21 protein-coding genes and 1 pseudogene are annotated in these 23,022 nt (G+C 71.5%); 10 read left to right on the top strand and 12 right to left on the bottom strand.

From position 1 onward, the window contains the following. Positions 1–111 precede the first annotated feature (111 nt). The gene (locus tag ABD330_RS17420; protein WP_344465964.1) at positions 112–981 is read left to right on the top strand and encodes a 3-hydroxybutyryl-CoA dehydrogenase; all 870 of its coding nucleotides are present in this window, start codon (positions 112–114) and stop codon (positions 979–981) included. Between the two features lie 432 nt (positions 982–1,413). Beyond that, positions 1,414–1,944, top strand: coding sequence for an NUDIX hydrolase (locus ABD330_RS17415; RefSeq protein ID WP_344465962.1), 531 nt, complete (start codon positions 1,414–1,416; stop codon positions 1,942–1,944). Here ABD330_RS17415 and ABD330_RS17410 read toward each other — a convergent pair. Beyond that, on the bottom strand, positions 1,941–3,374 hold the full coding sequence (locus tag ABD330_RS17410) for an NsdA family TPR-like regulatory protein (protein WP_486327078.1): 1,434 nt from the start codon (positions 3,372–3,374) through the stop codon (positions 1,941–1,943). The two genes, ABD330_RS17415 and ABD330_RS17410, sit on opposite strands and share 4 nt — an antisense overlap. A 271-nt stretch (positions 3,375–3,645) precedes the next feature. Between ABD330_RS17410 and ABD330_RS17405 the strand changes: the two genes are divergently transcribed. Further along, a complete protein-coding gene (locus tag ABD330_RS17405) occupies positions 3,646–3,900 on the top strand; it encodes a hypothetical protein (protein WP_344465958.1) in 255 nt (84 codons plus the stop codon). A gap of 495 nt (positions 3,901–4,395) precedes the next feature. Here ABD330_RS17405 and ABD330_RS17400 read toward each other — a convergent pair whose 3' ends face one another. From ABD330_RS17400 to infC, 8 genes and pseudogenes are all read right to left on the bottom strand, one after another. Further along, positions 4,396–5,232 carry a chitosanase gene (locus ABD330_RS17400; protein ID WP_344465956.1) on the bottom strand — a complete coding sequence of 279 codons (837 nt, stop codon included), beginning with the start codon at positions 5,230–5,232 and terminating at the stop codon, positions 4,396–4,398. Between the two features lie 325 nt (positions 5,233–5,557). Beyond that, positions 5,558–8,068, bottom strand: coding sequence for a phenylalanine--tRNA ligase subunit beta (gene pheT, locus ABD330_RS17395; protein WP_344465954.1), 2,511 nt, complete (start codon positions 8,066–8,068; stop codon positions 5,558–5,560). Further along, positions 8,068–9,189: a phenylalanine--tRNA ligase subunit alpha gene (pheS, locus tag ABD330_RS17390; protein ID WP_344465952.1), complete on the bottom strand. Its 1,122-nt coding sequence runs from the start codon at positions 9,187–9,189 to the stop codon at positions 8,068–8,070. The genes pheT and pheS overlap by 1 nt, the downstream gene beginning before the upstream one ends. Positions 9,190–9,497: 308 nt before the next feature. Continuing rightward, entirely contained in the window at positions 9,498–10,625 is a 1,128-nt protein-coding gene (locus ABD330_RS17385; protein WP_344465950.1) for a sensor histidine kinase, read from the bottom strand. A gap of 76 nt (positions 10,626–10,701) precedes the next feature. Continuing rightward, positions 10,702–11,568 (bottom strand): TrmH family RNA methyltransferase, encoded by an 867-nt coding sequence (locus tag ABD330_RS17380; protein ID WP_344465948.1) that lies wholly within the window; start codon positions 11,566–11,568, stop codon positions 10,702–10,704. A 127-nt stretch (positions 11,569–11,695) separates the two neighbouring features. Next, positions 11,696–12,088, bottom strand: coding sequence for a 50S ribosomal protein L20 (gene rplT, locus ABD330_RS17375; protein ID WP_344465946.1), 393 nt, complete (start codon positions 12,086–12,088; stop codon positions 11,696–11,698). 106 nt (positions 12,089–12,194) lie between these two features. Beyond that, entirely contained in the window at positions 12,195–12,389 is a 195-nt protein-coding gene (gene rpmI, locus ABD330_RS17370; protein ID WP_329486877.1) for a 50S ribosomal protein L35, read from the bottom strand. A gap of 269 nt (positions 12,390–12,658) precedes the next feature. Beyond that, positions 12,659–13,390 (bottom strand): annotated as a pseudogene (infC, locus tag ABD330_RS17365) (translation initiation factor IF-3); the annotation flags it as partial. Between the two features lie 424 nt (positions 13,391–13,814). Here infC and ABD330_RS17360 point away from each other — a divergent pair. Continuing rightward, complete coding sequence (locus ABD330_RS17360) at positions 13,815–14,186, top strand: DUF1844 domain-containing protein (protein WP_344465942.1); 372 nt, start codon at positions 13,815–13,817, stop codon at positions 14,184–14,186. Positions 14,187–14,239: 53 nt separating this feature from the next. On the opposite strand, the gene ABD330_RS17355 is transcribed toward ABD330_RS17360, so the two are convergent. After that, positions 14,240–14,947: an SseB family protein gene (locus ABD330_RS17355; protein WP_344465940.1), complete on the bottom strand. Its 708-nt coding sequence runs from the start codon at positions 14,945–14,947 to the stop codon at positions 14,240–14,242. 71 nt (positions 14,948–15,018) lie between these two features. Between ABD330_RS17355 and ABD330_RS17350 the strand changes: the two genes are divergently transcribed. Continuing rightward, a complete protein-coding gene (locus ABD330_RS17350) occupies positions 15,019–16,233 on the top strand; it encodes an amino acid deaminase/aldolase (RefSeq protein WP_344465938.1) in 1,215 nt (404 codons plus the stop codon). Between the two features lie 64 nt (positions 16,234–16,297). Then, positions 16,298–16,702: a hypothetical protein gene (locus ABD330_RS17345; RefSeq protein ID WP_344465937.1), complete on the top strand. Its 405-nt coding sequence runs from the start codon at positions 16,298–16,300 to the stop codon at positions 16,700–16,702. A 112-nt stretch (positions 16,703–16,814) separates the two neighbouring features. Here ABD330_RS17345 and ABD330_RS17340 read toward each other — a convergent pair whose 3' ends face one another. Further along, the gene (locus tag ABD330_RS17340) at positions 16,815–17,939 is read right to left on the bottom strand and encodes a DUF2510 domain-containing protein (RefSeq protein ID WP_344465935.1); all 1,125 of its coding nucleotides are present in this window, start codon (positions 17,937–17,939) and stop codon (positions 16,815–16,817) included. Between the two features lie 97 nt (positions 17,940–18,036). Continuing rightward, entirely contained in the window at positions 18,037–18,819 is a 783-nt protein-coding gene (locus tag ABD330_RS17335) for a 3-oxoacyl-ACP reductase (RefSeq protein WP_344465933.1), read from the bottom strand. Positions 18,820–19,057: 238 nt separating this feature from the next. Between ABD330_RS17335 and ABD330_RS17330 the strand changes: the two genes are divergently transcribed. The 4 genes from ABD330_RS17330 to ABD330_RS17315 all read left to right on the top strand — a co-directional run bounded on the left by ABD330_RS17330 (position 19,058) and on the right by ABD330_RS17315 (position 22,977). Then, positions 19,058–20,119: a cation diffusion facilitator family transporter gene (locus tag ABD330_RS17330; RefSeq protein ID WP_344465931.1), complete on the top strand. Its 1,062-nt coding sequence runs from the start codon at positions 19,058–19,060 to the stop codon at positions 20,117–20,119. A 114-nt stretch (positions 20,120–20,233) separates the two neighbouring features. Further along, a complete protein-coding gene (locus ABD330_RS17325; protein WP_344466052.1) occupies positions 20,234–21,139 on the top strand; it encodes a 5'-3' exonuclease in 906 nt (301 codons plus the stop codon). 118 nt (positions 21,140–21,257) lie between these two features. Beyond that, complete coding sequence (locus ABD330_RS17320) at positions 21,258–21,728, top strand: GNAT family N-acetyltransferase (protein WP_344466050.1); 471 nt, start codon at positions 21,258–21,260, stop codon at positions 21,726–21,728. Between the two features lie 211 nt (positions 21,729–21,939). Further along, on the top strand, positions 21,940–22,977 hold the full coding sequence (locus ABD330_RS17315; RefSeq protein ID WP_344465929.1) for a sphingomyelin phosphodiesterase: 1,038 nt from the start codon (positions 21,940–21,942) through the stop codon (positions 22,975–22,977). Positions 22,978–23,022: the final 45 nt, after the last annotated feature.

Raw genomic sequence — 23,022 nt, 5'->3', positions numbered from 1 at the left:
TCGGAGTAGTACGGTCGTCAAGGCGGCACCCACCGGCACCACCGGTGCCTTCCGCCCGCCGCAGAGCACCCTGCTGGGTCACCGCCCAGCACCACCGTGAAGGGCAACTGAGTGAGTGACATCGCGCGCGTCGGAGTAGTCGGCTGCGGCCTCATGGGTTCGGGCATCGCCGAGGTCTTCGCCCGCTCCGGGCTGGACGTCCTGGTCTCCGAGGCCAGCGGCGAGGCCCTCGAGTTCGGCCGGACCAGGCTGACCAACTCCCTTGAGACGGCCGTCAGGCGGGGCAAGCTGACGGAGGAGCAGCGCGACGAGGCGCTCGGCCGGATCACGTTCACCACCGATCTCGGCGACTTCGCCGACCGCGACCTGGTGGTCGAGGCGGTGGCCGAGCGCGAGGACATCAAGGTCAAGATCTTCCAGACGCTGGACAAGGTCGTCGAGCGCCGGGACGCCATCCTGGCCTCCAACACCTCCTCCATCCCGATCGTGAAGCTGGCCGCCGCCACCTCGCGTCCGGAGCAGATCATCGGTCTGCACTTCTTCAACCCGGCGCCGGTCCAGAAGCTGGTCGAGGTCGTCCCGACCCTGACCACCTCCGCCGAGACCACCGCCCGCACCGAGAACTTCGCCGTCCAGGTGCTCGGCAAGGAGCCGATCCGGGCCCGTGACCGGGCCGGCTTCGTGGTCAACGCGCTGCTGGTGCCGTACCTGCTGTCGGCGGTGCGGATGTTCGAGTCGGGCGTGGCCACCGCCTCCGACATCGACAAGGGCATGGAGGCCGGCTGCGCCCACCCGATGGGCCCGCTGCGGCTGTGCGACCTGATCGGCCTGGACACCATCGTCTCGATCGCCGAAAGCATGTACGACGAGTACAAGGAGCCGCTGTTCGCCGCTCCGCCGCTGCTCTCCCGGATGGTCGACGCGGGTCTGCTGGGCCGCAAGTCCGGCCGCGGCTTCTACGACTACACCGCGAGCGCCTGACCAGGCCCTCAGCAACTGGAAGCCCTGAACCTCCCGCTCCCCCGGCAGCGAGAAGGCCCCGTCTGTTGACTTGGCCTCCTCGCTGCCGCGTCGTCCGAACTCCCCTGGCGCGCCTGCGGGCGGCCACCGTAGAGATCCACTCCACCAGGCTTCGCCTTACTCGGCGGGGAACTCATCAGTCGCCGAACCGGTGCGCGACCCAGCGCTGTGCGGCCTCGCCGAGCTGGGACCGGTGCGGCGCGGGGTGCATCACCGCGCGCAGCGTGCCTCATATGGTCAGCCCGTCGCGGGCAACACTGTGAGTGGCTTCATGGCTGTCGAACGGCTCGCGCCATAGGCATGCGGCCCGCGGGCCCCGGCCGGATCACCTATGGCTGGACAGCACTCCTGTGACACGATCGTCCCGGAAAAGCCCCTCGGAGAGGTGACATCTTGAGCGAGTGGACCGTCCACGGCAGCCGCACGATCTACACCAGTCCCTGGGTCGAGCTCGACCTGGTCGATGTGGAACCGCCTGGCCAGAGCCGGTACGAGCACCACCTCGTGAAATGGGCGCCGGTCGCCGCCACGGTGGTGCTCAACGACCGGGACGAGGTCCTCATGATGTGGCGTCACCGCTTCGCCACCGACACCTGGAACTGGGAGATTCCATCCGGCATCGTCGAAGACGGCGAGACCTTGGAGGACGCAGCCACGCGCGAGGTCGAGGAAGAAACCGGGTGGCGCGTCGCCAGGGTGGAGCCCCTGGCCTACAACCAGCCGGTCGGCGGCATGTCCAACGCCGAGCACCACGTCTTCCTTGCCCGCGAAGCCGAGCTCATCGGCCCGCCGGTCGACACTCACGAGGCTGATCGGATCGGCTGGATTCCCCTGGACCACATCCAGGAGATGATCGACCAGCGACAGATCGTCGCCGGAGTCGCCGTCACCGGGCTGCTACAGCTCCTTGCCCGCCGTCCCTAGCCGGGCAGCACTGGAACTGCTGCGGCGATAGCATCACGCAGCTCCCGCACGGCTGGCATCCGGCCGGCCAATGCGGGAATCGCGGACGCGACCTCCCGGGCTCGGGCAACAACGATGCCGGTCCGGTGTTCCGTAGGCAGAAGCTCCAAGCTCTGTACGGCGACCTTCGCGCCTGTCGTGACCTCTCCGACGTGGATGAGCCCGGCACTCTGGTCGAGCGCGATCAGAGCCCGGTCGAGATGCTCGATGGGGGCGTACATCGTCAGCGCCTCATCGAGTGAGGCCTGCGCGCGGCGGGTGTCTCCGAGGACGGTGTGCATGCTCCCGATGTGCCAGCGCATCTGACGCTCGGTATAGCCGTAGGCCGTATCGCTCTTCTGGTTGCCGCCGAGGCGGGCGAAGGCCCGCTCTGCGATCTGCATCGCCTGTCGGGCATCGTCCGCCCGGCCCAGCCTGGCGAGAGACCGGGCTTCCAGTGCGGGCGCCCACGCGGCCGTGGCACAGGCCGTGTTGCCCGCCACAAGACTGGCACGTTCTGCCAGCTCGGCCGCAGCCTGCGGCGACCCGAAGTAGAACGGGATCACAGCCTCGCGGGCCAGCAGCCACGCCCGTAGTGCCCGGTCTCCCGTCTCCTCTGCCGCGAGCTGAGCACACCGGAACCAGCTGCGGGCCTCACGCTGCTCGCCGAGCGCCACGAGAGCGATCCCAGCAGTTCCGGCCAGTTGCGCGGCGACGCGGCACAGACGGAGCCGGTAGTCGGACGGCTGCCGGCGTGCGAGGAGCTGCTGTACTTCGACGAAGTCGAGGACGCCATCCGCAAGGAGCCGACCCGGCGGGCTCATCTGGTAGGCATGTCCGTACTCGGCAGCTGACCGTTCCCACTGTTCCATCGTGGTCTCGCTGAGAGACTCGCTCAGCGTCTCGGCCATGGTCCGGCGCACGTCCGCGAGCGCTGTCAGCACCGGCCCGGAAAGGGTCAGGCCAACTCCGGTCAGCAAGGTGCGGAGAATCGTCCGTCGCTCCGCCAACATGCCGTGGGGCTCAGGGGTTTCGGCGGACGCGGCCGCTTCGGTCCGGACGGGGCGTGGTGCGTCGTTCACGGGGGCACCGGGCGTGTAGTCGGTAGCAAACCCGAGCCGGTCCGGGCGCGTCGCGTACAGCCGGCACAGCCCGTCCAGGTGGCGTTCCCCGGGTCGCGATTTTCCGTTCTCCCACGCGGACAGCTGCTGCACCGTGAGACATCCTCCGAGTCCCGCGTAGGCGTTGACCGCCGCTTCCAGTGTCCAGCCGTGGCCCAGCCGGTGAGCCTGCAGCAAGGAAATGCCACACGTGACGGAGATCTGGTGAGCGAGTTGCCACGGAGTCCAGCTGCCGACGGCCGCTTCTTGACGGAGTCGTTGGGCAACCGGTCGGGGATTCGCGCGTGACATGGGCGGGCTCCAGCCTGCCGTAGAGGAGGTGTCTCTCACCGTAGCCGGGCCGGGGCTGTGCAGAGCACCCGTTTCACGAGTCAGTCGTGATGAAGCGTCAGCAGCTCACGGGCTACCGATGAGAGAACGCGGGTTTCACGAATCACCCGCCATTGCCCCCTCTGGAGTCCTGGCCCGATGCTCTGCCCATGACGATCAGCCCTCGGCCAGGCTCGCAGCGGCCGGGGCAGGAGACTGCGGAGGTGGCGCCATGCCCGAAACAACCGTTCGTATGCCGGTTACGGTAGAGATCGAGGACATCACCCAGCCTGCCCAGTTCGGTGACCTGGCCGCCGCAATCGCGGCACTGTGGAATTCGCTGCGCGCCTTGCCAATGGGGAGCTTCCAGTACGAGGCGTACCGCGAGTTCTTCGGCGACGGCGCGGTCGAACGCGTCGAGGAGTTCCTGCAACGCGACGGACGGCTGATGCTGACCTTCGCCATGGCCGGGCGCTCGCACTACGTCCGGGTGGAGGTGCTGCGGTGACCGCCGCGTGGGTTCCGCAGGAGGGGCAGACTGCGTACCTGCGGTCCACGGGCGAGTCCGTGCGGGTGATGGACTTCAGTGAGGGCCGCGTGTACGTCCGGCCTCTGCGTGGCGGGCGGGAACAGACGCTACGGGTGGGTGAGTTGATCCCGCCGGACGATGCTCCGGGCGGCTTGCACGACTGGCAGGCGTCGCGCGGATGAAGCGGCCACCGGCCAAGGCGCGGCGGATCGCCACTGCGTTGGAGCGGCCGACGGGGAACCGGGCCCTGATCTCCGTACGGCCAGGCACGGCTTCCGAGTGACGGTTGCGGTCGGGCCGGTGGGCCGGTGGGCCGGTGGGCCGGCTACCCAGGCACCTATGCCTGGCGGTCCTTGTGCTCGACATGCGTGTTTTCCCAGGTAACGGAAGTGCGGCAGCATCGCGGACCCCTGTCACACAGCTGCCCCTGTACCGGCGGGCCGGTACAGGGGCAGCTGTGGCCGATGCAGGACGTCAGCTGTTGATGCTGTAACTGTCGCCGTACGTCTTCCACTTGAGCGGCGGGTTGAGGTCGAGGTTGCCGGCCTTCAGGAAGGGGCGCTGCTCGGTGTCGACCCGGCTGGTGTCGTCGTGGGCGGCCTCGGTGAGCATGGCGGCCTTGCGGGCGTCCAGGAAGGCGTTCAGGTAGGTGGTCTCGTTGCCGCCCTGGGCGGGGGTCTTGGCGTGCTTCATGGCGGTGGCGCGGATGCCGCCGAAGCTGGTCGGGTCGTTGCCCGGGCCGTGCATCACGATGGCGTCGTAGTAGATGAACTGGCCGAGGGCGCGCAGGCCGTCCGCCTTGGCCTGGTCGACCGAGGGGGTGAAGTAGACCCGGTCGCGCTCGTCGTTCTGCGCGGTCTGGAAGACGGTGTCCTTGGCGGCGGTCGCCCAGTCCTTCATGAACGGGGTGCCGAGACCGGCGTGCGAGGCGCTGCCGTTGACCTTCTTCAGTGCGGGGAGGTACTTGGCGAGGACGTTGCCGGGCTTCAGGGCCGTGTAGTGCTGGACCAGGTCGAGCATGTCGCCGGTGCCGGAGCAGAAGCCGATGATGCCGGCCGTGTAGCCGCGGCCGTCGCCGATGTCCTCGATGTACTTGTACTGCGCCTTCCAGTCGAGCGAGGAGTTCTCGGCGCTGGAGACGAGCTCCATCGCGATCTCCTTCTTGTGGGCGTCGTCGAGCCCGACGCCCGCGCGGACCGTGGCGGCCGCGGGGGTCTGCGCCTGGCTGATGCCGGCGGTCGCGACCGACACGGGTATCGCGGCGAGAACGACTGCGAGGGCGAGGCGTGCGGTGCGGTGCTGCGTGCGCATGTGGTGCTCCGTCTTCCGTCACGGGCGCAGGGGTGCCCTTGAAGAGAGTTAGGAAACCTTCCTAACTGATTGAAGCGCCCCCGCGCCTCCCGCCGCAAGAGTTTTGACCGGTGCATGTTGGCCGCATGTTGGTCCGGACCATTAGCCGAAAGCCGGCCCCCAGGGCTCCGGCGGCCCGCCCCCGGACGACGCTCCGCACCCGCTCCACCCGTCCCGGCCTGCGCGTTGCCTCCCCCGCCCGCGAGAGCGCCCAGCAAGGCGTACGCGAAAGGGCCCCACCCCCGGACGAATCCGGAGGTGGGGCCCTTCAGGCAACCGGCAGGCGTCAGGCGCCGCGCAGCACCGCGCCCGTGCGGGCGGTGGCCGCGGCCACCGCCGACTCGCGGGCGGCCGTGGCCTCGTCGGCCGTCAGCGTGCGGTCGGTGGCGCGGAAGCGCAGCGTGTACGCCAGCGACTTCCTGCCCGCGCCCGCCTGCTCGCCGGTGAAGACGTCGAACAGCCGGATGGCCTCCAGCAGTTCGCCCGCGCCGTCGCGCAGCGCGGCCTCCACCTCGGCGGCCGGGACGGCGGAGTCGACGATCAGCGCGACGTCCTGGGTGGCCACCGGGTAGGAGGACACCGCCGGGCCGCTGACCCGCTGCGCGCCGTCGGCGGACAGCAGGTCGAGGTCGACCTCCATCGCGCTGGTGCGCTCCGGCAGGTTCAGAGCCTTGATGACGCGCGGGTGCAGCTCACCGGCGTACCCGACGACGCGCTCGCCGGCCAGCAGTTCGGCGCAGCGGCCCGGGTGCCAAGGGGCCCGCTGGGCCTGACGGACCGTCAGCTCGACGCCCGCCGCACGGGCGACCGTGCGGGCCGCCTCGACGGCGTCCGCCCAGCCCGCGCCCGCGCCCTTGCCCCACCAGCCGGACGGCAGCCGCTCGCCCGCCAGGGCGACGGCCACGCGACGCGGCTGGTCCGGCAGCGCGGCGTCCAGCGACGCCAGCTGCTCGTCGGTCGGACGGCGGTCGACGGGCAGGCGCGGGGCGACCCGCAGCTCCTCCTTGGGGAGGAAGACCGTACCCGTCTCGTAGATCGCCAGGTCGGTGTTGCCCCGGCCGATGTTGCGCCGCAGCGCGCCGAGCAGGCCCGGCAGCAGCGTGGTGCGCAGCGCCGGCTCCTCGTCGTTCAGCGGGTTGACGAGCTTCACCGTACGGCGGCGCTCGTCGTCCTTCTCGAAGCCGAGCGCGTCGAGCGCGGCCTCCCCGACGAAGGGGTAGTTGTTGACCTCGACGTAGCCCGCACCGGCCAGCGCGACGCCCGTCCGGCGGTGGAAGCGCTGGGCCTCCGTCAGGCCACGGCCCGGCGGCACGGTGGGCATCCGGGCGGGGACGTTGTCGTACCCCTCCAGGCGGATGACCTCCTCCGCGAGGTCGTACGGGTCGGTCAGGTCCGGCCGCCAGGTCGGCGGGGTGACCTGCAGGATGTCGGCGCCCGCGATGTCGGCGCCCGCGACGGTGCAGCCGACCTCCTGGAGGCGCCGGGTGACGGTCTCGCGGCCGTACTCGGTGCCCGCGACGCGGTCCGGGAGGTCCGCGTCGATGGCGATGGTGCGCAGCGGGTGCGGGGCCGCGATGTCGGTGACCCCGGCCTCGGCGGTGCCGCCCGCGATGAGGACCAGCAGGTCCACCGCGCGCTGGGCGGCGGCGCGGGCCGCCTCCGGGTCGACGCCGCGCTCGAAGCGCTTGGACGCCTCGGAGGGCAGCTTGTGCCGCTTGGCGGCGCGGGCGACGGTGACGGCGTCGAAGTGCGCCGCCTCGATGATCACCTCGGTGGTGCCGGGACCGGCCGCCGCGTCGAGGATCTCGGTGGAGGCGCCGCCCATCACGCCGGCGATGCCGATCGGGCCGGTGTTGTCGCAGATCACCAGGTCCTCGGCGACCAGCTTGCGCTCGACGCCGTCCAGGGTGGTGATCTTCTCGCCGTCCTGCGCGCGGCGGACCTGGATCGGGCCGTCGACCCGGTTCCGGTCGTACGCGTGCAGCGGCTGGCCGACCTCCAGCATCACGTAGTTGGTGATGTCGACGGTCAGCGAGATCGGGCGGATGCCCGACTTCTGCAGGCGGCGCTGGAGCCAGATCGGCGACTGCGCGGTCGGGTCGACGCCGGTGACCGTACGGGCCACGAAGCGGTCGCAGCCCGCCGGGTCGGCGACCTTGACCAGGTAGCCGTACGAGTTGGCCGGGGGCACGTCCAGCAGCGCCGGGTCGGCCAGCGGCAGCCCGTACGCGGCGGCGGCCTCGCGGGCCACCCCGCGCATCGACAGGCAGTAGCCGCGGTCCGGGGTGACGGCGATGTCCAGCACCTCGTCGACCAGCTGGAGCAGCTCGACGGCGTCGGTGCCGGGCTCGTACTCCGGCGGGAGGACGATGATCCCGTTGTGGTCGTCGCCCATGCCCAGCTCGCGGGCGGAGCAGATCATGCCGGCCGAGGTGTGGCCGTAGGTCTGCCGCGCGGCGATCGGGAAGGGGCCGGGCAGGACGGCGCCCGGGAGGACCACGACGACCTTGTCGCCGACGGCGAAGTTGGTCGCGCCGCAGACGATCTCCTGCGGCTCACCGGTGCCGTTGGCGTCGCCGACGTTGACGAAGCAGTGCCGGATCGGCTTCTTGAAGCCGGACAGCTCCTCGATCGAGAGCACCTGGCCGACGACCAGCGGGCCCTTGAGGTCGGCGTTCAGCTGCTCGACGGTCTCGACCTCGAGACCGGCGCGGACCAGCCGGGCCGCCACGTCGCGGCCGGTCTCGCCGGCCGGCAGGTCGACGTACTCGCGCAGCCAGGAAAGCGGGACGCGCATCAGATCTCCATCCCGAACGGGAGGGTGAAGCGGACGTCACCCTCGACCATGTCGCGCATGTCGGCGACGTTGTGGCGGTTCATCAGGATTCGCTCGAGGCCCAGGCCGAAGGCGAACCCGCTGTAGCGGCTCGGGTCGACGCCGCAGGCGACCAGCACCCGCGGGTTGACCACGCCGCAGCCGCCGAGCTCGATCCAGCCCTCGGAGGAGCAGGTGCGGCAGGGCTTGTCCGGGTTGCCGACGCTCTCGCCGCGGCAGACGAAGCACTGCAGGTCGATCTCGGCGCTCGGCTCGGTGAACGGGAAGTACGAGGGCCGCCAGCGCAGCTCCAGGCCGTCGCCGATCAGCTTGGAGACCAGCAGCTCGATGGTGCCCTTGAGGTCGGCGAAGGTGATGCCCTCGTCCACCGCGAGGCCCTCGACCTGCCGGAAGACCGGGGTGTGCGTCGCGTCCAGCTCGTCGGTGCGGTAGACCCGGCCGGGGCAGACCACGTAGACGGGCGGCTCGCGGTCGAGCAGCGTGCGGGCCTGGACCGGGGAGGTCTGGGTGCGCAGCACGACACCGGAGTCGGGCGAGCCGTCGGGGGCCTGCACGAAGAAGGTGTCCTGCATCGAGCGGGCCGGGTGGTCCTCGCCCAGGTTGAGGGCGTCGAAGTTCAGCCACTCCGCCTCGACCTCGGGGCCCTCGGCCACCTCGTAGCCCATGGCCACGAAGGTGTCCTCGATCCGCTCCGCGAGGGTGGTCAGCGGGTGCCGGGCGCCGCGCGGGGTGCGGTCGTACGGCAGCGTGACGTCCACCGCCTCCTCGACCAGCACGCGCGCGTCGCGCTCCGCCTCCAGCTCCACCTGGCGCCTGGCCAGCGCCTGGTTGACGGCGCCACGGGCCTGCCCGATCAGCTTGCCCGCCGCGGCCTTGGCCTGCGGGGGCAGCGCGCCGATCTCGCGGTTGGCCAGCGACAGCGCCGAGCGGTCGCCGGTGTGGGCGACCTTGGCCTGCTTGAGCTCGTCCAGCGTGCCGGCGGCGGCGAACGCCGCGACGGCCTCGTCCCGGGCTCGCTCGACCTCTTCGGGCTTCAATGCCTCGACCTCTACCGGGTCGTACGACTTATTGGGTGCCGACATCTCTATCTTTCCCGTGCTCCTGCTCGTGTGTGCTCAGGTAAGGGGTGGCTCGCCTCTGCGCTACGCCCGGCGTGGCCAGGGCGCGGGCAGCCGTTCCCGGTACGAGTCAGGGAGGGTGTCCGCGGCGCGGCCGCGCAGGGCGTCCCACAACGCCAAAGGTCGAGTGTAGTCGCAGAGCGGCATCGCCCCGGGAGGGCAGGCACCCGGCCGGCCCCGGCGACGCGGGGAACCGCGTGGAACCGGGGGCGGCGCCGGGCCCACCGCTTCACGCGGTGTCCGCTCCGCTGGAGCCCGCCGGGCCGCGGACCTCAGAGCATGAAGTCGGGCACCCCGGCGGGCAGGATAAATCGGAACCGGGCGCCGCCGCCCGGGGCGCGGCTGATCCTGATGGTGCCGCCGTGGGCCTCGACGATGCCCTTGACGATATAGAGGCCGAGGCCGGTGCCGCCGCGCTTGGAGCCGCGCCAGAAGCGGGTGAAGACGCGCGGCATCGACTCCTCGGGGATGCCGCTGCCTTCGTCGCTCACGGTGACCGCTGTCCCTTCCAGGACTCGGGGCGGGGTGTGGGTGTGCTCCCACGGGGCCGGTTCGACGACCTCCTTGGCGGGCGCCACCTCGATGGTGACAGTTCCGTCGCCGTGCCGCACCGCGTTTTCCAGCAGGTTGGCGAGCACCTGGTCCAGCTTGTCCGGGTCGGCCCAGAGCTGGGTGAGCGGCTCGGCGATCCGGATGTCGAAGCGCTCGGACGGGATGCCCGCGGCGACCTGCCGGTCCACGTGCCGGCGCACGGCGGCGGGGACGTCGACCACCTGCTTGCGGATCTCCAGCCGCCCGGCGTCGATCCGGGAGATGTCCAGCAGCTCGGCGATCAGGCGGGTGACGCGGTCCGCGTCCGCGTCCACGCTCTCCAGCATCCAGCGCTTCTGGCCGTCGGTGAACCGCTCCCACTTGGCCAGCAGGGTCGCGGTGAAGCCCTTGACGCTGGTGAGCGGCGAGCGCAGCTCGTGGGCGACGGTGGCGATCAGCTCGGCGTGGCTGCGCTCGGTACGGCGGCGCGCCTCGGTGCCGCGCAGCGCGACCACCACCCGCAGGACCGGGCCCTGCGGATGCGCCCGCACGTACCGGGCGGAGACCAGCACCTCGCGGCCCCCCGGCAGCAGCAGGTTCCGCTCGGGCTGGCCGGTGCGGGTGGCCAGGCCGCCGTACGGGTCGGTCAGCTGCCACCAGCGGCGCCCGTCCAGGTCCTCCAGCGGGAGGGCGTGCTCCAGCCGGGTGCCCAGCGCCGTACCGGGCCGCAGGCCGGTGAGCCGGTAGGCGGCCGTGTTGAAGCAGACCACCTGGCCGGACCGGTCGGCGATCACCAGACCGTCCGGGAGGTCGTCCGGGTTCAACCCGGGCTCCTCGCCCCCGTCGCTGCCGGACCCGCTGCCGAGCATGGGCGTCCTCCCCAATGACCCACCGCTACCCAATTACCCACTGTGCACGTGCCCCCACTGTCCGACCCTAGCGCCCCTACCCCTGTGCGCGACACCCTCCGGGCAGCCGCTGGGCACGCGCGGAGGCGTAGAGGCAGACGGCGGCGGCGGTGGCGAGGTTGAGGCTCTCGGCGTGGCCGTGGATCGGCACCCGCACCACCTCGTCGGCCAGTGCGCGGGTCTCCTCCGGCAGGCCCCAGGCCTCGTTGCCGAAGACCCAGGCCCCGGGCGCGCCGAGGGTGCCCTCGTCCAGCTCCTGGTCGAGGTCCCGCTCCCCCGCCCCGTCGGCCGCCAGCACCCGCACGCCCTGCTCGCGGAGCCGTCCGACGGCCTCCTCGACCGGGACGCCGACCGCGAAGGGCAGGTGGAACAGGCTGCCGACCGAGGCCCGGACGGCCTTCGGGTTGTACGGGTCCACCGAGGCGTCGGTGAGGATCACCGCGTCGGCGCCGGCCGCGTCGGCGGTGCGCAGCACCGTCCCGGCGTTCCCGGGGTCGCGGACGTGGGCCAGCACGGCGACCAGCTGCGGGCGGGCCCGCAGCACCTCCTCGAAGGGGGTGTCCAGGAAGCGGCAGAGCGCGACGATGCCCTGCGGGGTGACGGTGTCGCAGATCTCCGCGATCACCTCGTCGGTGGCGGTGAGCACCGCGAGCCCGGCCGCGTGGGCGGCCTCCACGATGTCCGCGTGCCGCTCGGCGGCCTCCACGGTCAGGTAGACCTCCACCACCACATGCTCGTCCGACCCGGCCGGACGCCCGTACGCGACGGCCTCCCGGACGGCCTGCGGCCCCTCCGCGAGGAAGCGGCGCTCCTTGCTGCGGTTGCTGCGCCGGGCCAGCTTGCGGGCGGCGACGACGCGGGGCGAGCGCAGGGAGGTGAGCAGGGGGGTGTCGGTGCTCTGCATGCTCTCGTTCTCTGTGGGGGGAGCCGCTGGGCCCCTGGCCGGAAAACACTCGGACCCGCAGACGCGAGTGCCTGCGGGTCCGAGTACAGCTCAACTACGGGTGCCATGGCACCTGATCCGGGGAGGATCAGGCGGCGACGGCGGCCTTCGGCGCGTTGACGTCGGCCGGCAGCGCCTTCTGGGCCACCTCGACCAGCGTCGCGAAGACGCCCGGGTCGTTGACGGCGAGCTCGGCCAGCATCTTGCGGTCGATCTCGACGTTCGCGATCTTCAGGCCCTGCACGAAGCGGTTGTACGTGATGCCGTTGGCACGGGCCGCAGCGTTGATGCGCTGGATCCAGAGCTGACGGAAGTCACCCTTGCGCTTCTTGCGGTCGTTGTAGTTGTAAACGAGCGAGTGGGTGACCTGCTCCTTGGCCTTGCGGTACAGGCGCGACCGCTGGCCGCGGTAACCCTTCGCTCGCTCGAGGATGACCCGGCGCTTCTTGTGGGCGTTCACTGCCCGCTTGACGCGTGCCACTTTGTTACTCCTTGGGTTGGACCACGGACTACTTCACGTGGTCCGTCATTCGAATGGGTCGGGAAGGATCAACTGGCCCCGCTGCCCGGAGGCGGCGGGAGGGCGATCACTTGCCGAGAAGCTTCTTGATCTTCTTCGCGTCAGCCGGGGCCACAACGACGGTGCCGGCAAGCTTGCGGGTCAGCGTCGAGGGCTTGTGCTCGAGCAGGTGGCGACGGCCGGCCCGCTCGCGCAGCACCTTGCCGGAGCCGCTGATCTTGAAGCGCTTGCTGGCGCCGCTGTGAGTCTTCTGCTTCGGCATATCGCCGTATCTCCTCGTCGGTCCGCTCCTGCCCGCGCGTTGCCGCGTGGGCGGGAACTGGATTGGATCTCCGGTGTCCGGGGCGGGACGCCCCGGAACCGTGGTGGCCGATCCACTCGGACTGCGCGAGCCTTGCGGGCTCAGGCGTCCTGGGTGGCCTCGGCCGGCTTCTCGACCTCGGCGACTGCCTCGGCCTCGGGGGCCTCGGCGTCGACCTCGGCGACCTCGTCGAGCTCGTCGGTCTCGTCCGCGTCGTCGGAGTCGGCCTCCGCCTCGGCGGCGGCGTTCTCGGCCTCGAGCGCAGCGTCGTCGTCCGCGTCCAGAGCGTCGTCCGAGCCGATGTTGCGGCCCTGACGCTCGGCCTTGCGGGCGTCCGCGATCGCACGGGCCTCGGCCATCGCCTCGGTCTTCTTCTTGTGCGGGCCAAGCACCATGATCATGTTACGGCCGTCCTGCTTGGCCGAGGACTCCACGAAGCCCAGGTCCTGGACGTCGTTCGCCAGCCGCTGCAGCAGTCGGAAGCCCAGCTCGGGGCGGGACTGCTCACGACCGCGGAACATGATCGTGATCTTGACCTTGTCGCCCTGCTTGAGGAACCGGACGACGTGACCCTTCTTGGTGTCATAGTCGTGCGGGTCGATCTTCGGCCGGAGCTTCATCTCCTTGATGACCGTGTGCGCCTGGTTCTTGCGCGCCTCACGGGCCTTCATGGCCGACTCGTACTTGAACTTGCCGTAGTCCATGAGCTTGCACACCGGCGGCCGGGCGGTCGCCGCGACCTCGACCAGGTCGAGGTCGTACTCCTGCGCGAGCTCCAGCGCCTTGGCAAGCGGCACAATGCCGACCTGCTCGCCGCTGGGACCGACGAGTCGCACCTCGGGGACGCGAATCCGGTCGTTGATGCGGGGCTCGGTGCTGATGGGGCCTCCTTGGTTGCACCTTCTGCACCGCGGCCTTCGGCGGCCGCGGGTGATGGACACGACCACTGGGCGGGGCTTCATTCGTGCTGCGCTGCCGCTCAAGTGCTCTGCACCGCGACACGAAAAAAGCCCCGCTCGGTACAAGCGGGGCTCCACACAACCGGGAACGGCGCCCGATGCGGGGCGCTGCTGGCGATCGGCAGCCTGGGCTGCTCTCGCGGACCGGGACCCGTCGACCGTGAGGCGCGATCGGGTGGGAGACTTTCGCGGTTGCCCTCTCGGGCCTCCATGGGTGGAGCCTCCACTTGCTGGCCGGGAACTCGTCAAAGCAACCGGCCGGTCAGTTCTGAAGCATACCAGTCTTGTCTCCTGCCGGGAGACAGTCTCTCTCCTGACTCTCTCCTGACAGTGGACAGCCCGTCTCCCGGCAGTAGGCAGACCGGCTCGCTCCGAGCCCCTTGTACGCTCCCTGTGTACGTACACCGGCACGACGGAGTGAGCCATCTTGAGCAGCCAGCCCACCGACCACAACGACGAGGCCGCGATCGGCTTCGACGACCTCACCCGCGACATCGCGGAGGTCCCGGCCGTCGAGGTGATCACCACCGTCGCGGTGCACCTGATGAGCGCGGCGGCCGTCAAGTGCGGCCTCGCCGAGGGCGGCGAGGCCGACAAGGACCTCGACGAGGCCCGCAAGCTGATCACCGCACTGGCCGGCCTGGTCACCGCCGGGGCCCCCGAGATCAGCAACTTCCACGCGGCGCCGCTGCGGGACGGGCTGAAGTCGCTGCAGCTCGCGTTCCGCGAGGCCTCGCTGGTGCCGGACGCCGTGGGCGCCGGGCCCGGCGAGAAGTTCACGGGGCCCGTGTACGGCTAGCCAGTAGGAGCGCGTGGGGGCAGGCTGGGGGTGCCTCCACGCGCCCCTGGTGGTCAGCCCTTCAGCAGAGCAAGATCCAGGCCGTTGGTGAGGCGGACGCGAAGGACGGGGTCGGCGGCGAGGGCGGTGGCGAGGCGGCCGGCCAGGGCTTGGACGGTTTCCGGCGGGAGGCCGTCCGTCAGGGTGAGGGCCAGGATGCCGTCGGTGTCGGCGGAGGGGCGGAACTCGGCGCGCAGGACGTCCGGCTCGGCGGTCAGCAGCGCGCCCACCGCGGCCTGGACCTCGGGGTCCTCGGCGGGCGGGAGGTAGGGGCGGTTCTCGCCGACGGCGCGCATCCGGGCGCCGGTCAGCTCGTACGTCACCGGGCCGGCCGGGTCGATCAGCAGCGAGCCGGCCCGCTCGGCGTAGGCGGCGAGCACGGCCTGCGGGGCGGCGACCGGGGCCGGGCGGGCGTCGGCGCGCCAGCGCGTCAGCGTTTCGAGCGAGGTGAAGGCGGGCAGCGCGCGGCGCCCGTCGGGCGCCTCGATGACCGGGACGGCCATGTCGCTGGTCTTCTCGTGCTTCAGGCCGTTCGCGTCGGTCTCCACCTCGCCCAGCAGGGCGACGATCGGGACCATCAGCCGACTGGGCGTCAGGGCGGCCAGCAGCTCGGGCTCGGCGGCATGGTCCTGGGACCAGGCGGCCAGGGCCCGGGCCAGGCGCGGGTCGGCGGTGCCGTCGTCGTCGGCGAATCCGGGGTTCGGGATGTTCTTGCGGTCCACCTGGTGAGCCTATGCCACTGCGTCCCGCCACAGCCCTACCCACCGGTACGACGGTGTGGCAGTCTGCGCCCATGGCCAACCTCGTAGCCTCCCCCACCGCCGCCTCCGACCGCGCCCGCTACGACCGGGCCACCGCCCACCTCGACGCGCCGCTGGCCCTCGTCGACCTGGACGCGTTCGACGCCAACGCCGCCGACCTGGTGCGCCGGGCGGCGGGCAAGCCGATCCGGGTGGCGAGCAAGTCGGTGCGCTGCCGGGCACTGCTGGAACGGGTGCTCGCGGTCGAGGGCTTCGCCGGGGTGATGAGCTTCACCCTCGCCGAGTCGGTCTGGCTGGCCCGCTCGGGCTTCGAGGACGTCCTGCTCGCCTACCCCTCCGCCGACCGGGCCGGCTTCGCCGAACTGACCTCCGACCCCAAGCTGGCGGCGGGCATCACGGTGCTGCTGGACGACCCGGCGCAGCTGGACCTGGTCGACGCGGCCCGCGCGGGCGACGAGGAGGTCCGGGTCTGCCTGGAACTGGACACCGCGCTGCACCTGCTCGGCGGGCGCGTCCGGGTCGGCGCGCGCCGCTCGCCGCTGCGCACGCCGGAGGCGCTCGGCGCGTTCGCCGAGCTGGTGCAGCGCCGCCGGGGGTTCCGGGTGGTCGGGCTGATGGCGTACGAGGGGCACGTCGCGGGGGTCGGGGACCGGCTGGCGGGCCGCCCGGTCCGCTCGCGGGCGATCCGGTTGATGCAGGCCAAGGCCCGCACCGAACTGGCCGTCCGGCGGGCCGCGGTGGTGCGGCGACTGCGCGAGGTGGCGGACCTGGAGTTCGTCAACGGCGGCGGGACGGGGAGCGTGGAGTCCACGGTCGCCGAGCGCGCGGTGACGGAGGTGGCGGCCGGCTCCGGGCTGTACGTACCGCGCCTGTTCGACAACTACACCTCGTTCCAGGGCCGTCCGGCGGCACTGTTCGCCCAGCCGGTGGTGCGGCGGCCGGGGATCGGGGTGGTCACCGTGCTCGGCGGCGGGTACCCGGCCTCGGGTGCGGCGGGAGCCGACCGGTCGCCGGTGCCCTACCTGCCGGAGGGCCTGCGCTACGACCCGCAGGAGGGGGCGGGCGAGGTGCAGACGCCGCTGCTGGGCTCGGCCGCCGACGACCTGCTGATCGGCGACCGGGTCTGGTTCCGGCACGCCAAGGCGGGCGAGCTGTGCGAGCGCTTCGCCGAACTGCACCTGGTCGAGGGCGACCGGGTGGTGCGGACCGTCCCGACCTACCGGGGTGAAGGACGCACCTTCCTCTGACAGGGTCCGTCAGCTGTCCTAGGCTGGCGGGTACTTGGACACCTGTGGTGCGGAGGGGGACGTCATGGGCGCGGAGCTCGCGGAGCTGGCGACGACGGGAGCCACGACGCTGGTCGGGCTGATGGTGACGGACGCCTGGACGCAGGCCCGGGACCGGTTCGGGGCGTTCCTGGCACGCTTCGGACACCAGGGCGTGGCCGAGCAGCTCGACGTGGTGCGCGAGGAGATCGCCGCCGGCGGCGACAGCGCGGAGGCCGTCGCCGAGCTGGCTCCCCGGCTGCGGCGCGCCCTGGCCGCCGACCCGGCGATGGCGACAGCGATGGCCGAACTACTGGCCCTGCTCGCGGAGTTCGCACCGGAGGCGGCGGAGCCGGGCTCGGTCCACAACACCATCAACGGCGGGACGTACCACGCGCCGGTGCTGATGACCGGGTCGGTGGGGAAGATCGGCTTCACTTCGGGTTCCTGAGCCGCCGGAGCGGGCGGAGGGCAGCGCGCGGAGGGCAGCGCGCGGAGGGCAGCGCGCGGAGGGCAGCGCGCGGAGGTGGACCCGCACCCGGTACGGGTCCACCTCCGGGTGCTCAGGTCTTGGTGCCGCCCGAGACGCCCCCGGGGACCTGGCCGTTGAAGTCCGTGATGCTCTTGACGATGGTGTCCATCTGGTCCACCGTCGGCGCCTTGGGGTCGACGTCGAAGCCGAGGTGCACCGAGATCAGCGCGGAGCTGTTGGCGTTCGGGAAGACCACCGTCTCGACGTAGCCGTCATTGCCCTTCGGCGCGGAGACCTTCCAGCGGACCAGGTAGCCGCTGCGGCCGTCGACGGTGACCGCCTCGGACTTCAGCTCGGTGTGTCCCTTGATGTCCCCGTAGGAGTCCTTGGCGGCCGCCACGATGTCCTGCTGGGCGGCCTGCTTGGGGTCGGTGCCCTTGAGCGAGGCGGTGTTCACCCCGCCGAGGGAGCAGGTGCTCGTACCGTCGGCGCAGGTGTAGGAGCCGACGCTGAGCGCGGCGAATCCGTTGGTGGTGGTGCCACCCGTCCAACCGGTCGGGACGGCCAGGCTGATCCCGTTGATGGCGTCCACCGCCAGACCGTCCGGGGACCCGCCACCGGTGCCGCCGCCCAGGCCGCCGCTGCCGCCCCCGGTACCGCCGCTGCCGAAGCCGCCGCCGTTACCACCGCCGCTGCCGTTACCACTGCCGCCGTTGCCGAAGCCGCCGCCGTTACCACCGGTACCGCCACCGCCCTGGGACCCGCCGTTGCCGAAGCCGCCGCCGTTACCACCGGTACCGCCACCGCCCTGGGACCCGCCGTTGCCGAAGCCGCCGCCGTTGCCGCCGAAGTGGTAGCCGGGCTGGCCTCCCGCACGCTGGACCACCTTGGTGGTGGACTTGCCGTCCATCGCCAGGAAGGTGATCCCGGAGCCGACCGCCAGACCGGCCAGCGCCGCGACCGTGGCCGCGACGACCACCGGACGGGAGAGGCTGCGGCGCTTGGTGACGGGCGCCATGGCGCCCGGTTCACCCGGCTCGGGCAGCTCGGGAAAGCGGACCGTCGGCCCGCTGTCCAGGACCTCGCCCTCCAGCGCCACGCCGGGAGCGGGGCGGGTGGTGGCCGTCCAGCCGTGGCCGTCCCACCAGCGCTCCGGCCGGGGGTCGCTGCTGGTCTCCTGCGGATCCGGGTACCACCCGGCGGGAATCTCGCTCACGGCACCGAATCTAAACGTATTCGGGTAAGCGCGATATCAATGCGCCGGTGTATTTGCCCTTTTTCTGATGAGATTCAGGTGAGAAGGCCCTGACGGGCTACGGGGGCGTCACGTAGGCACCCGCGATCCCGCCGTCCACCAGGAACTCGCTCGCCGTGATGAAGGAGGAATCGTCGCAGGCCAGGAAGGCGACGGCGGCGGCGATCTCCTCCGGCCGGGCGAATCTGCCGAGCGGAATGTGCACCAGCCGGCGGGCCGCCCGCTCCGGGTCCGCGGCGAACAGCTCCCGCAGCAGCGCGGTGTCCACCGGGCCCGGACAGAGCGCGTTCACCCGGATACCCTCCCGGGCGAACTGCACGCCCAACTCCCGCGACATCGCCAGCACCCCGCCCTTGGACGCGGTCCAGGAGATCTGCGAGGCCGCCGCGCCCATCCGGGCCACGAAGCTCGCGGTGTTGATGATCGAACCGCGCCCGTGCCGGCGCATGTACGGCAGCGCGGACCGGCAGCAGAGGTAGACCGAGGTCAGGTTGGCCTCCTGGACCCGGCGCCAGACGTCCAGGCCGGTGGTCAGGATCGAGCCGTCCTCGGGCGGCGAGACGCCCGCGTTGTTGAAGGCCACGTCGACGCTGCCGTACGTCTCGTACGCCTCGTCGAAGAGCGCCTCGACCTGGTACGGATCGGTGACGTCGGTGTGCACGTAGAGGCCGCCCACCTCGCGCGCGGCCGCCCGGCCGGCGGCCTCGTCCAGGTCGGCGCAGACCACCTTGGCGCCCTCGGCGGCGAGCCGCCGGGCCGACGCCAGGCCGATGCCGCCGCCGGCGCCGGTCACCACCGCCACCCGGCCGACCAGCCGCCGGCAGACCGGTTCCTCCCTCATGGGCCGGCCACCTCCCCGCTCACTCACCGTGCCGAATCGACTACTGCGAACCGTACGGCCTCCCACCGACAACCCGACAGCCGACCGGCCGATCGGCCGTCGGCCGAGTGGTGGGAGACCCGTTCGCGGGAACGACAACGGTCACCAGTGCAGCCTTTGGATCTTCGTACGATCTGCGGTTCACTTCCGGTGCGGGGCGGTCGAGCCCCGGCCCCCGAGCGTCCAGGAGAGGGCGGCGATGTCCAGCCACGACCATGAGCACACGCACGACCACGCGCACGGCGGCCGTGACGGACACGGTGGCCACGGCCACGGCGGTCACGGCGGCCACTCGCACGGGGTGGCGGCGGACGCGGACCGGCGCTGGCTGGTCAGCGCGCTCACGCTGATCGTGGTCTTCATGGCGGGCGAGGTCGTGGTCGGCTTCGCGGCCCAGTCGCTGGCGCTGATCTCGGACGCCGCGCACATGCTGACCGACGCCGCCTCGATCGTGCTGGCGCTGATCGCGATGCGGCTGTCCGCACGGCCCGCCCGGGGCGGCTACACGTACGGGCTGAAGCGGGCCGAGATCCTCTCCGCCCAGGCCAACGGCCTCACCCTGCTGCTGCTCTCGGCCTGGCTGGCGTACGAGGCGGTCGGCCGGCTGATCAGCCCGCCCGAGGTGAAGGGCTCGCTGGTGCTGGTCACGGCGCTGGTGGGCGTCGTGGTCAACCTGGCCGCCGCCTGGTGCATGTCGAAGGCCAACCGCACCTCGCTCAACGTCGAGGGCGCCTTCCAGCACGTGGTGACCGACCTCTACGCGTTCATCGCGACGGCCGTCGCCGGCGCGATCATGCTGACCACCGGCTTCCTGCGGGCCGACGCCATCGCCTCCCTGATCGTGGTGGCGCTGATGCTGCGCGCCGGCTTCGGCCTGGTCCGGGACTCCGGGCGGATCTTCCTGGAGGCCGCACCGGCCGGGATCGACCCCGACGCCGTCGCCGACCAGCTGGTGGCCGCGCCGGAGGTGGTGGAGATCCACGACCTGCACATCTGGGAGATCACTTCGGGCCAGCCCGCGATCTCGGCGCACATCCTGGTCGCCCCGGGCGGCGACTGCCACGCCGTCCGCCGCGACCTGCAACGGCAGCTGCGCGAGGACTACCGGATCACCCACGCCACCCTGCAGGTCGACCACCTCGGCGAGGACGAGGAGCAGGACCTGCTGCAGATCACCCGCCCCACGGCGGGAGCGGTCGCCGCCGACCACTGCGCCGACTCGCACGGGCCGGTCCACCGCAGCGGACCGCACGAGCACTGACCGCCCGGCACGCGGTGGGTGACGTGACGTCACCCACCGTGTGCCGGCCGGTCCCGGCGCCGGGGTTCTGTCCTCCCCGTACGGCATGATCGGTGCGTGACCGCACCGCGACTGATGCTCCTCGACTCCGCCAGCCTCTACTTCCGGGCCTACTTCGGCGTGCCGGACTCCCTCCGGTCCCCCGACGGGCAGCCGGTGAACGCCGTGCGCGGGCTGCTGGACTTCATCTCCCGCCTCGTCCAGGACCACCGCCCCGACCAGCTGGTCGCCTGCATGGACGCCGACTGGCGCCCGCAGTGGCGGGTGGACCTCATCCCGACCTACAAGACCCACCGCGTCGCCGAGGCCGCCGCCGAGGGCGAGGAGGAGATCCCCGACACCCTCGCCCCCCAGGTGCCGGTGATCGAGCAGGTGCTCGACGCCCTCGGCATCGCCCGGGTCGGCGTGCCGGACTACGAGGCGGACGACGTGATCGGCACCCTGGCCACCCGCGCCGAGGGCCCGGTACAGATCGTCACCGGCGACCGCGACCTCTACCAACTGGTCGACGACGTCCGGCAGGTCACCGTGCTCTACCCGCTCAAGGGCGTCGGCAGCCCGCAGGTCACCGACGACTCGTGGCTGCTGGAGAAGTACGGGGTCAACGGCGCCTCCTACGCCGACCTGGCGGCGCTGCGCGGCGACCCGAGCGACGGACTGCCCGGCGTCAAGGGCATCGGCGAGAAGACCGCCTCCCAGCTCATCCGCGAATACGGCGACCTCGCCGGCATCCGCGCCGCCGCCGCCGACCCCCTCTCCAAGCTCACCCCGGCCCGCCGCAAGAACATCCTCGAAGCCGCCCCCTACCTCGACGTCGCCCCCACCGTCGTCCGCGTCGCCACCGGCATCCCCCTCCCCGCCTTCGACCCCACCCTCCCCCGCGAACCCCTCGACCCCATGACCCTCGAAGCACTGTCGGAGCGCTGGGGCCTCGGCACCTCCCTCACCCGCCTCCTCGACACCCTCGCCGCCACCCACTGAGAACTGTGGTCAGCGGCCGTTTCCGCACCCAGTACGCCCACGACAGCAAGAGGACAGCCGCGTGACCATCGAGCTCCGCCACCACACCGACCTGGCCGCCGAGACCCGCCGGGACCTGATGGACGTCTATGCCGACGTCCGGGCCCCGCTGCTGCACCTGGCCAACTACAGCGTCGAGGCGTTCACCGAGCGCCTCGACCGGCACGTCGGCGAGCCCGGCTTCGAGCTCGTCCTCGGCTACGACGGCGACGTCCCGGTCGGGTACGCCTACGGCAACAGCGTCGATTCCGGCGACCGGTACTGGAAGCGCATGGCCGAGCCGCTGCCCGACGGCTACACCGACACCCCCGTGCTGGCCCTCAAGGAGATCGGTGTCCGCACCCCCTGGCGCGGCACCGGCACCGCCCGCCGCATCCACGACGCACTCCTCGCCCACCGCGCCGAAGACCGCGTCATCCTCATGGTCAATCCGCTCGCCGGGGACGGCAAGGTCCAGGCCCTGTACGTGTCCTGGGACTACCGGCCCGTCAACAGCCAGGCTTCCTCGCCCGACTCGCCCCGGCTCACCGTCATGGCCCGCCCACGCTGACGGCTCCCGAACCGGCGGTCGGCCGGCCTGCCCGGCCGGGCAATTGGTGCGTGAACCTGTACAGACACCTTGCCGCCACACGATGGATCACATTTGATCGATTGCAGTTCTCCCCCGAGGTACCGGCCAGTAGCTACTGTTCCGTTGTCATGCCCCGGGCCGCCGAGCGCGGCACCGGGCCACAGAGCTGACGCACCCTCAGGAGAACGCCATGCTCGCTCGCCGCTCCGCCACCGCCGTCACCGCGATAGCCGCCACCACCATGCTGCTCGGCGGCTCGGTCCAGGCCGCCACGGCCCAGGCCGCCACCCCCTCGACCCTGTCCGTCTTCGCCTTCAACGTGGACCTCGGCACCTCGGTGGTCGACTGGTCGCAGAACGAGCAGGCCGCGGCGCGCACCCCCGTGATCGAGTCGATCGTCCGCCAGCACAGCGCCGACGTGGTGATCCTGGACGAGCTGTTCAACAACTCGTCGACCAGTGACATCAACAGCAACCTCGCCGACCTGTACCCCTACCGCACCCCGGTGGTCGGCGGCACCTGCTCGGGCGGCGGCTGGAACGGCGTCAGCGGCAACTGCTCCAGCTCGCCGTTCGTCATCAACGGCGGCACGATGATCCTCTCCAAGTACCCGATCACCGCCCAGTACGCCCACATCTTCAGCAACTCGACCTACGGCACCTGGGACTACCACGCCGACAAGGGCGCCGCGCTGGTCAAGATCAACAAGAACGGCGTCAACACCTGGGTGGCCGGTACCCACCTCCAGGCCGACGAGTCCGACAAGTCCACCGACACCACCCAGGCCACCCGCCTCGGCCAGCTCGGCGAGATCAAGAACTGGGTCAACGGCATCGTCGGCTCCTCCGCCCCGGTGCTGCTCGGCGGCGACCTGAACGTCGAGTACTTCCACGGCCAGTCGCGCGGCGACTACGCCAACTCCCAGGCGGCGGTGGGCGGCGTGCTCGGCACCCCGTCGACCGACCCGAACGAGACCCACACCACCATGGACTGCCCGGTCTCCTCCTGGTGCCAGTACATGGCGGGCGTCGAGACCTTCCCGACCGACTACCGGGACAACCTCGACTACATCGGCTACCTGAACGCCCCGGGCCGCCCGGTGCCGCTCGCACTGCCGACCGTCTCGATCGACTTCGACCCGCAGGCCGGCTGGACCCAGGGGCAGCTCGACACCAACGCCCCGAGCGACCACTACCCGGTCGAGGCCACCTTCCAGTTCGCCGGCTGAACTTCCCGCTGACGCCGGGCCCCAGGGGCGCGGGGAACTGCGCGC

The organism is Kitasatospora kazusensis (assembly GCF_039529945.1).
In the GTDB taxonomy this organism is placed as follows: Bacteria; Actinomycetota; Actinomycetes; order Streptomycetales; family Streptomycetaceae; genus Kitasatospora; species Kitasatospora kazusensis.
Note: the sequence above shows the minus strand (reverse complement) of the source record. Positions and strands in the feature narration are given on the sequence as shown.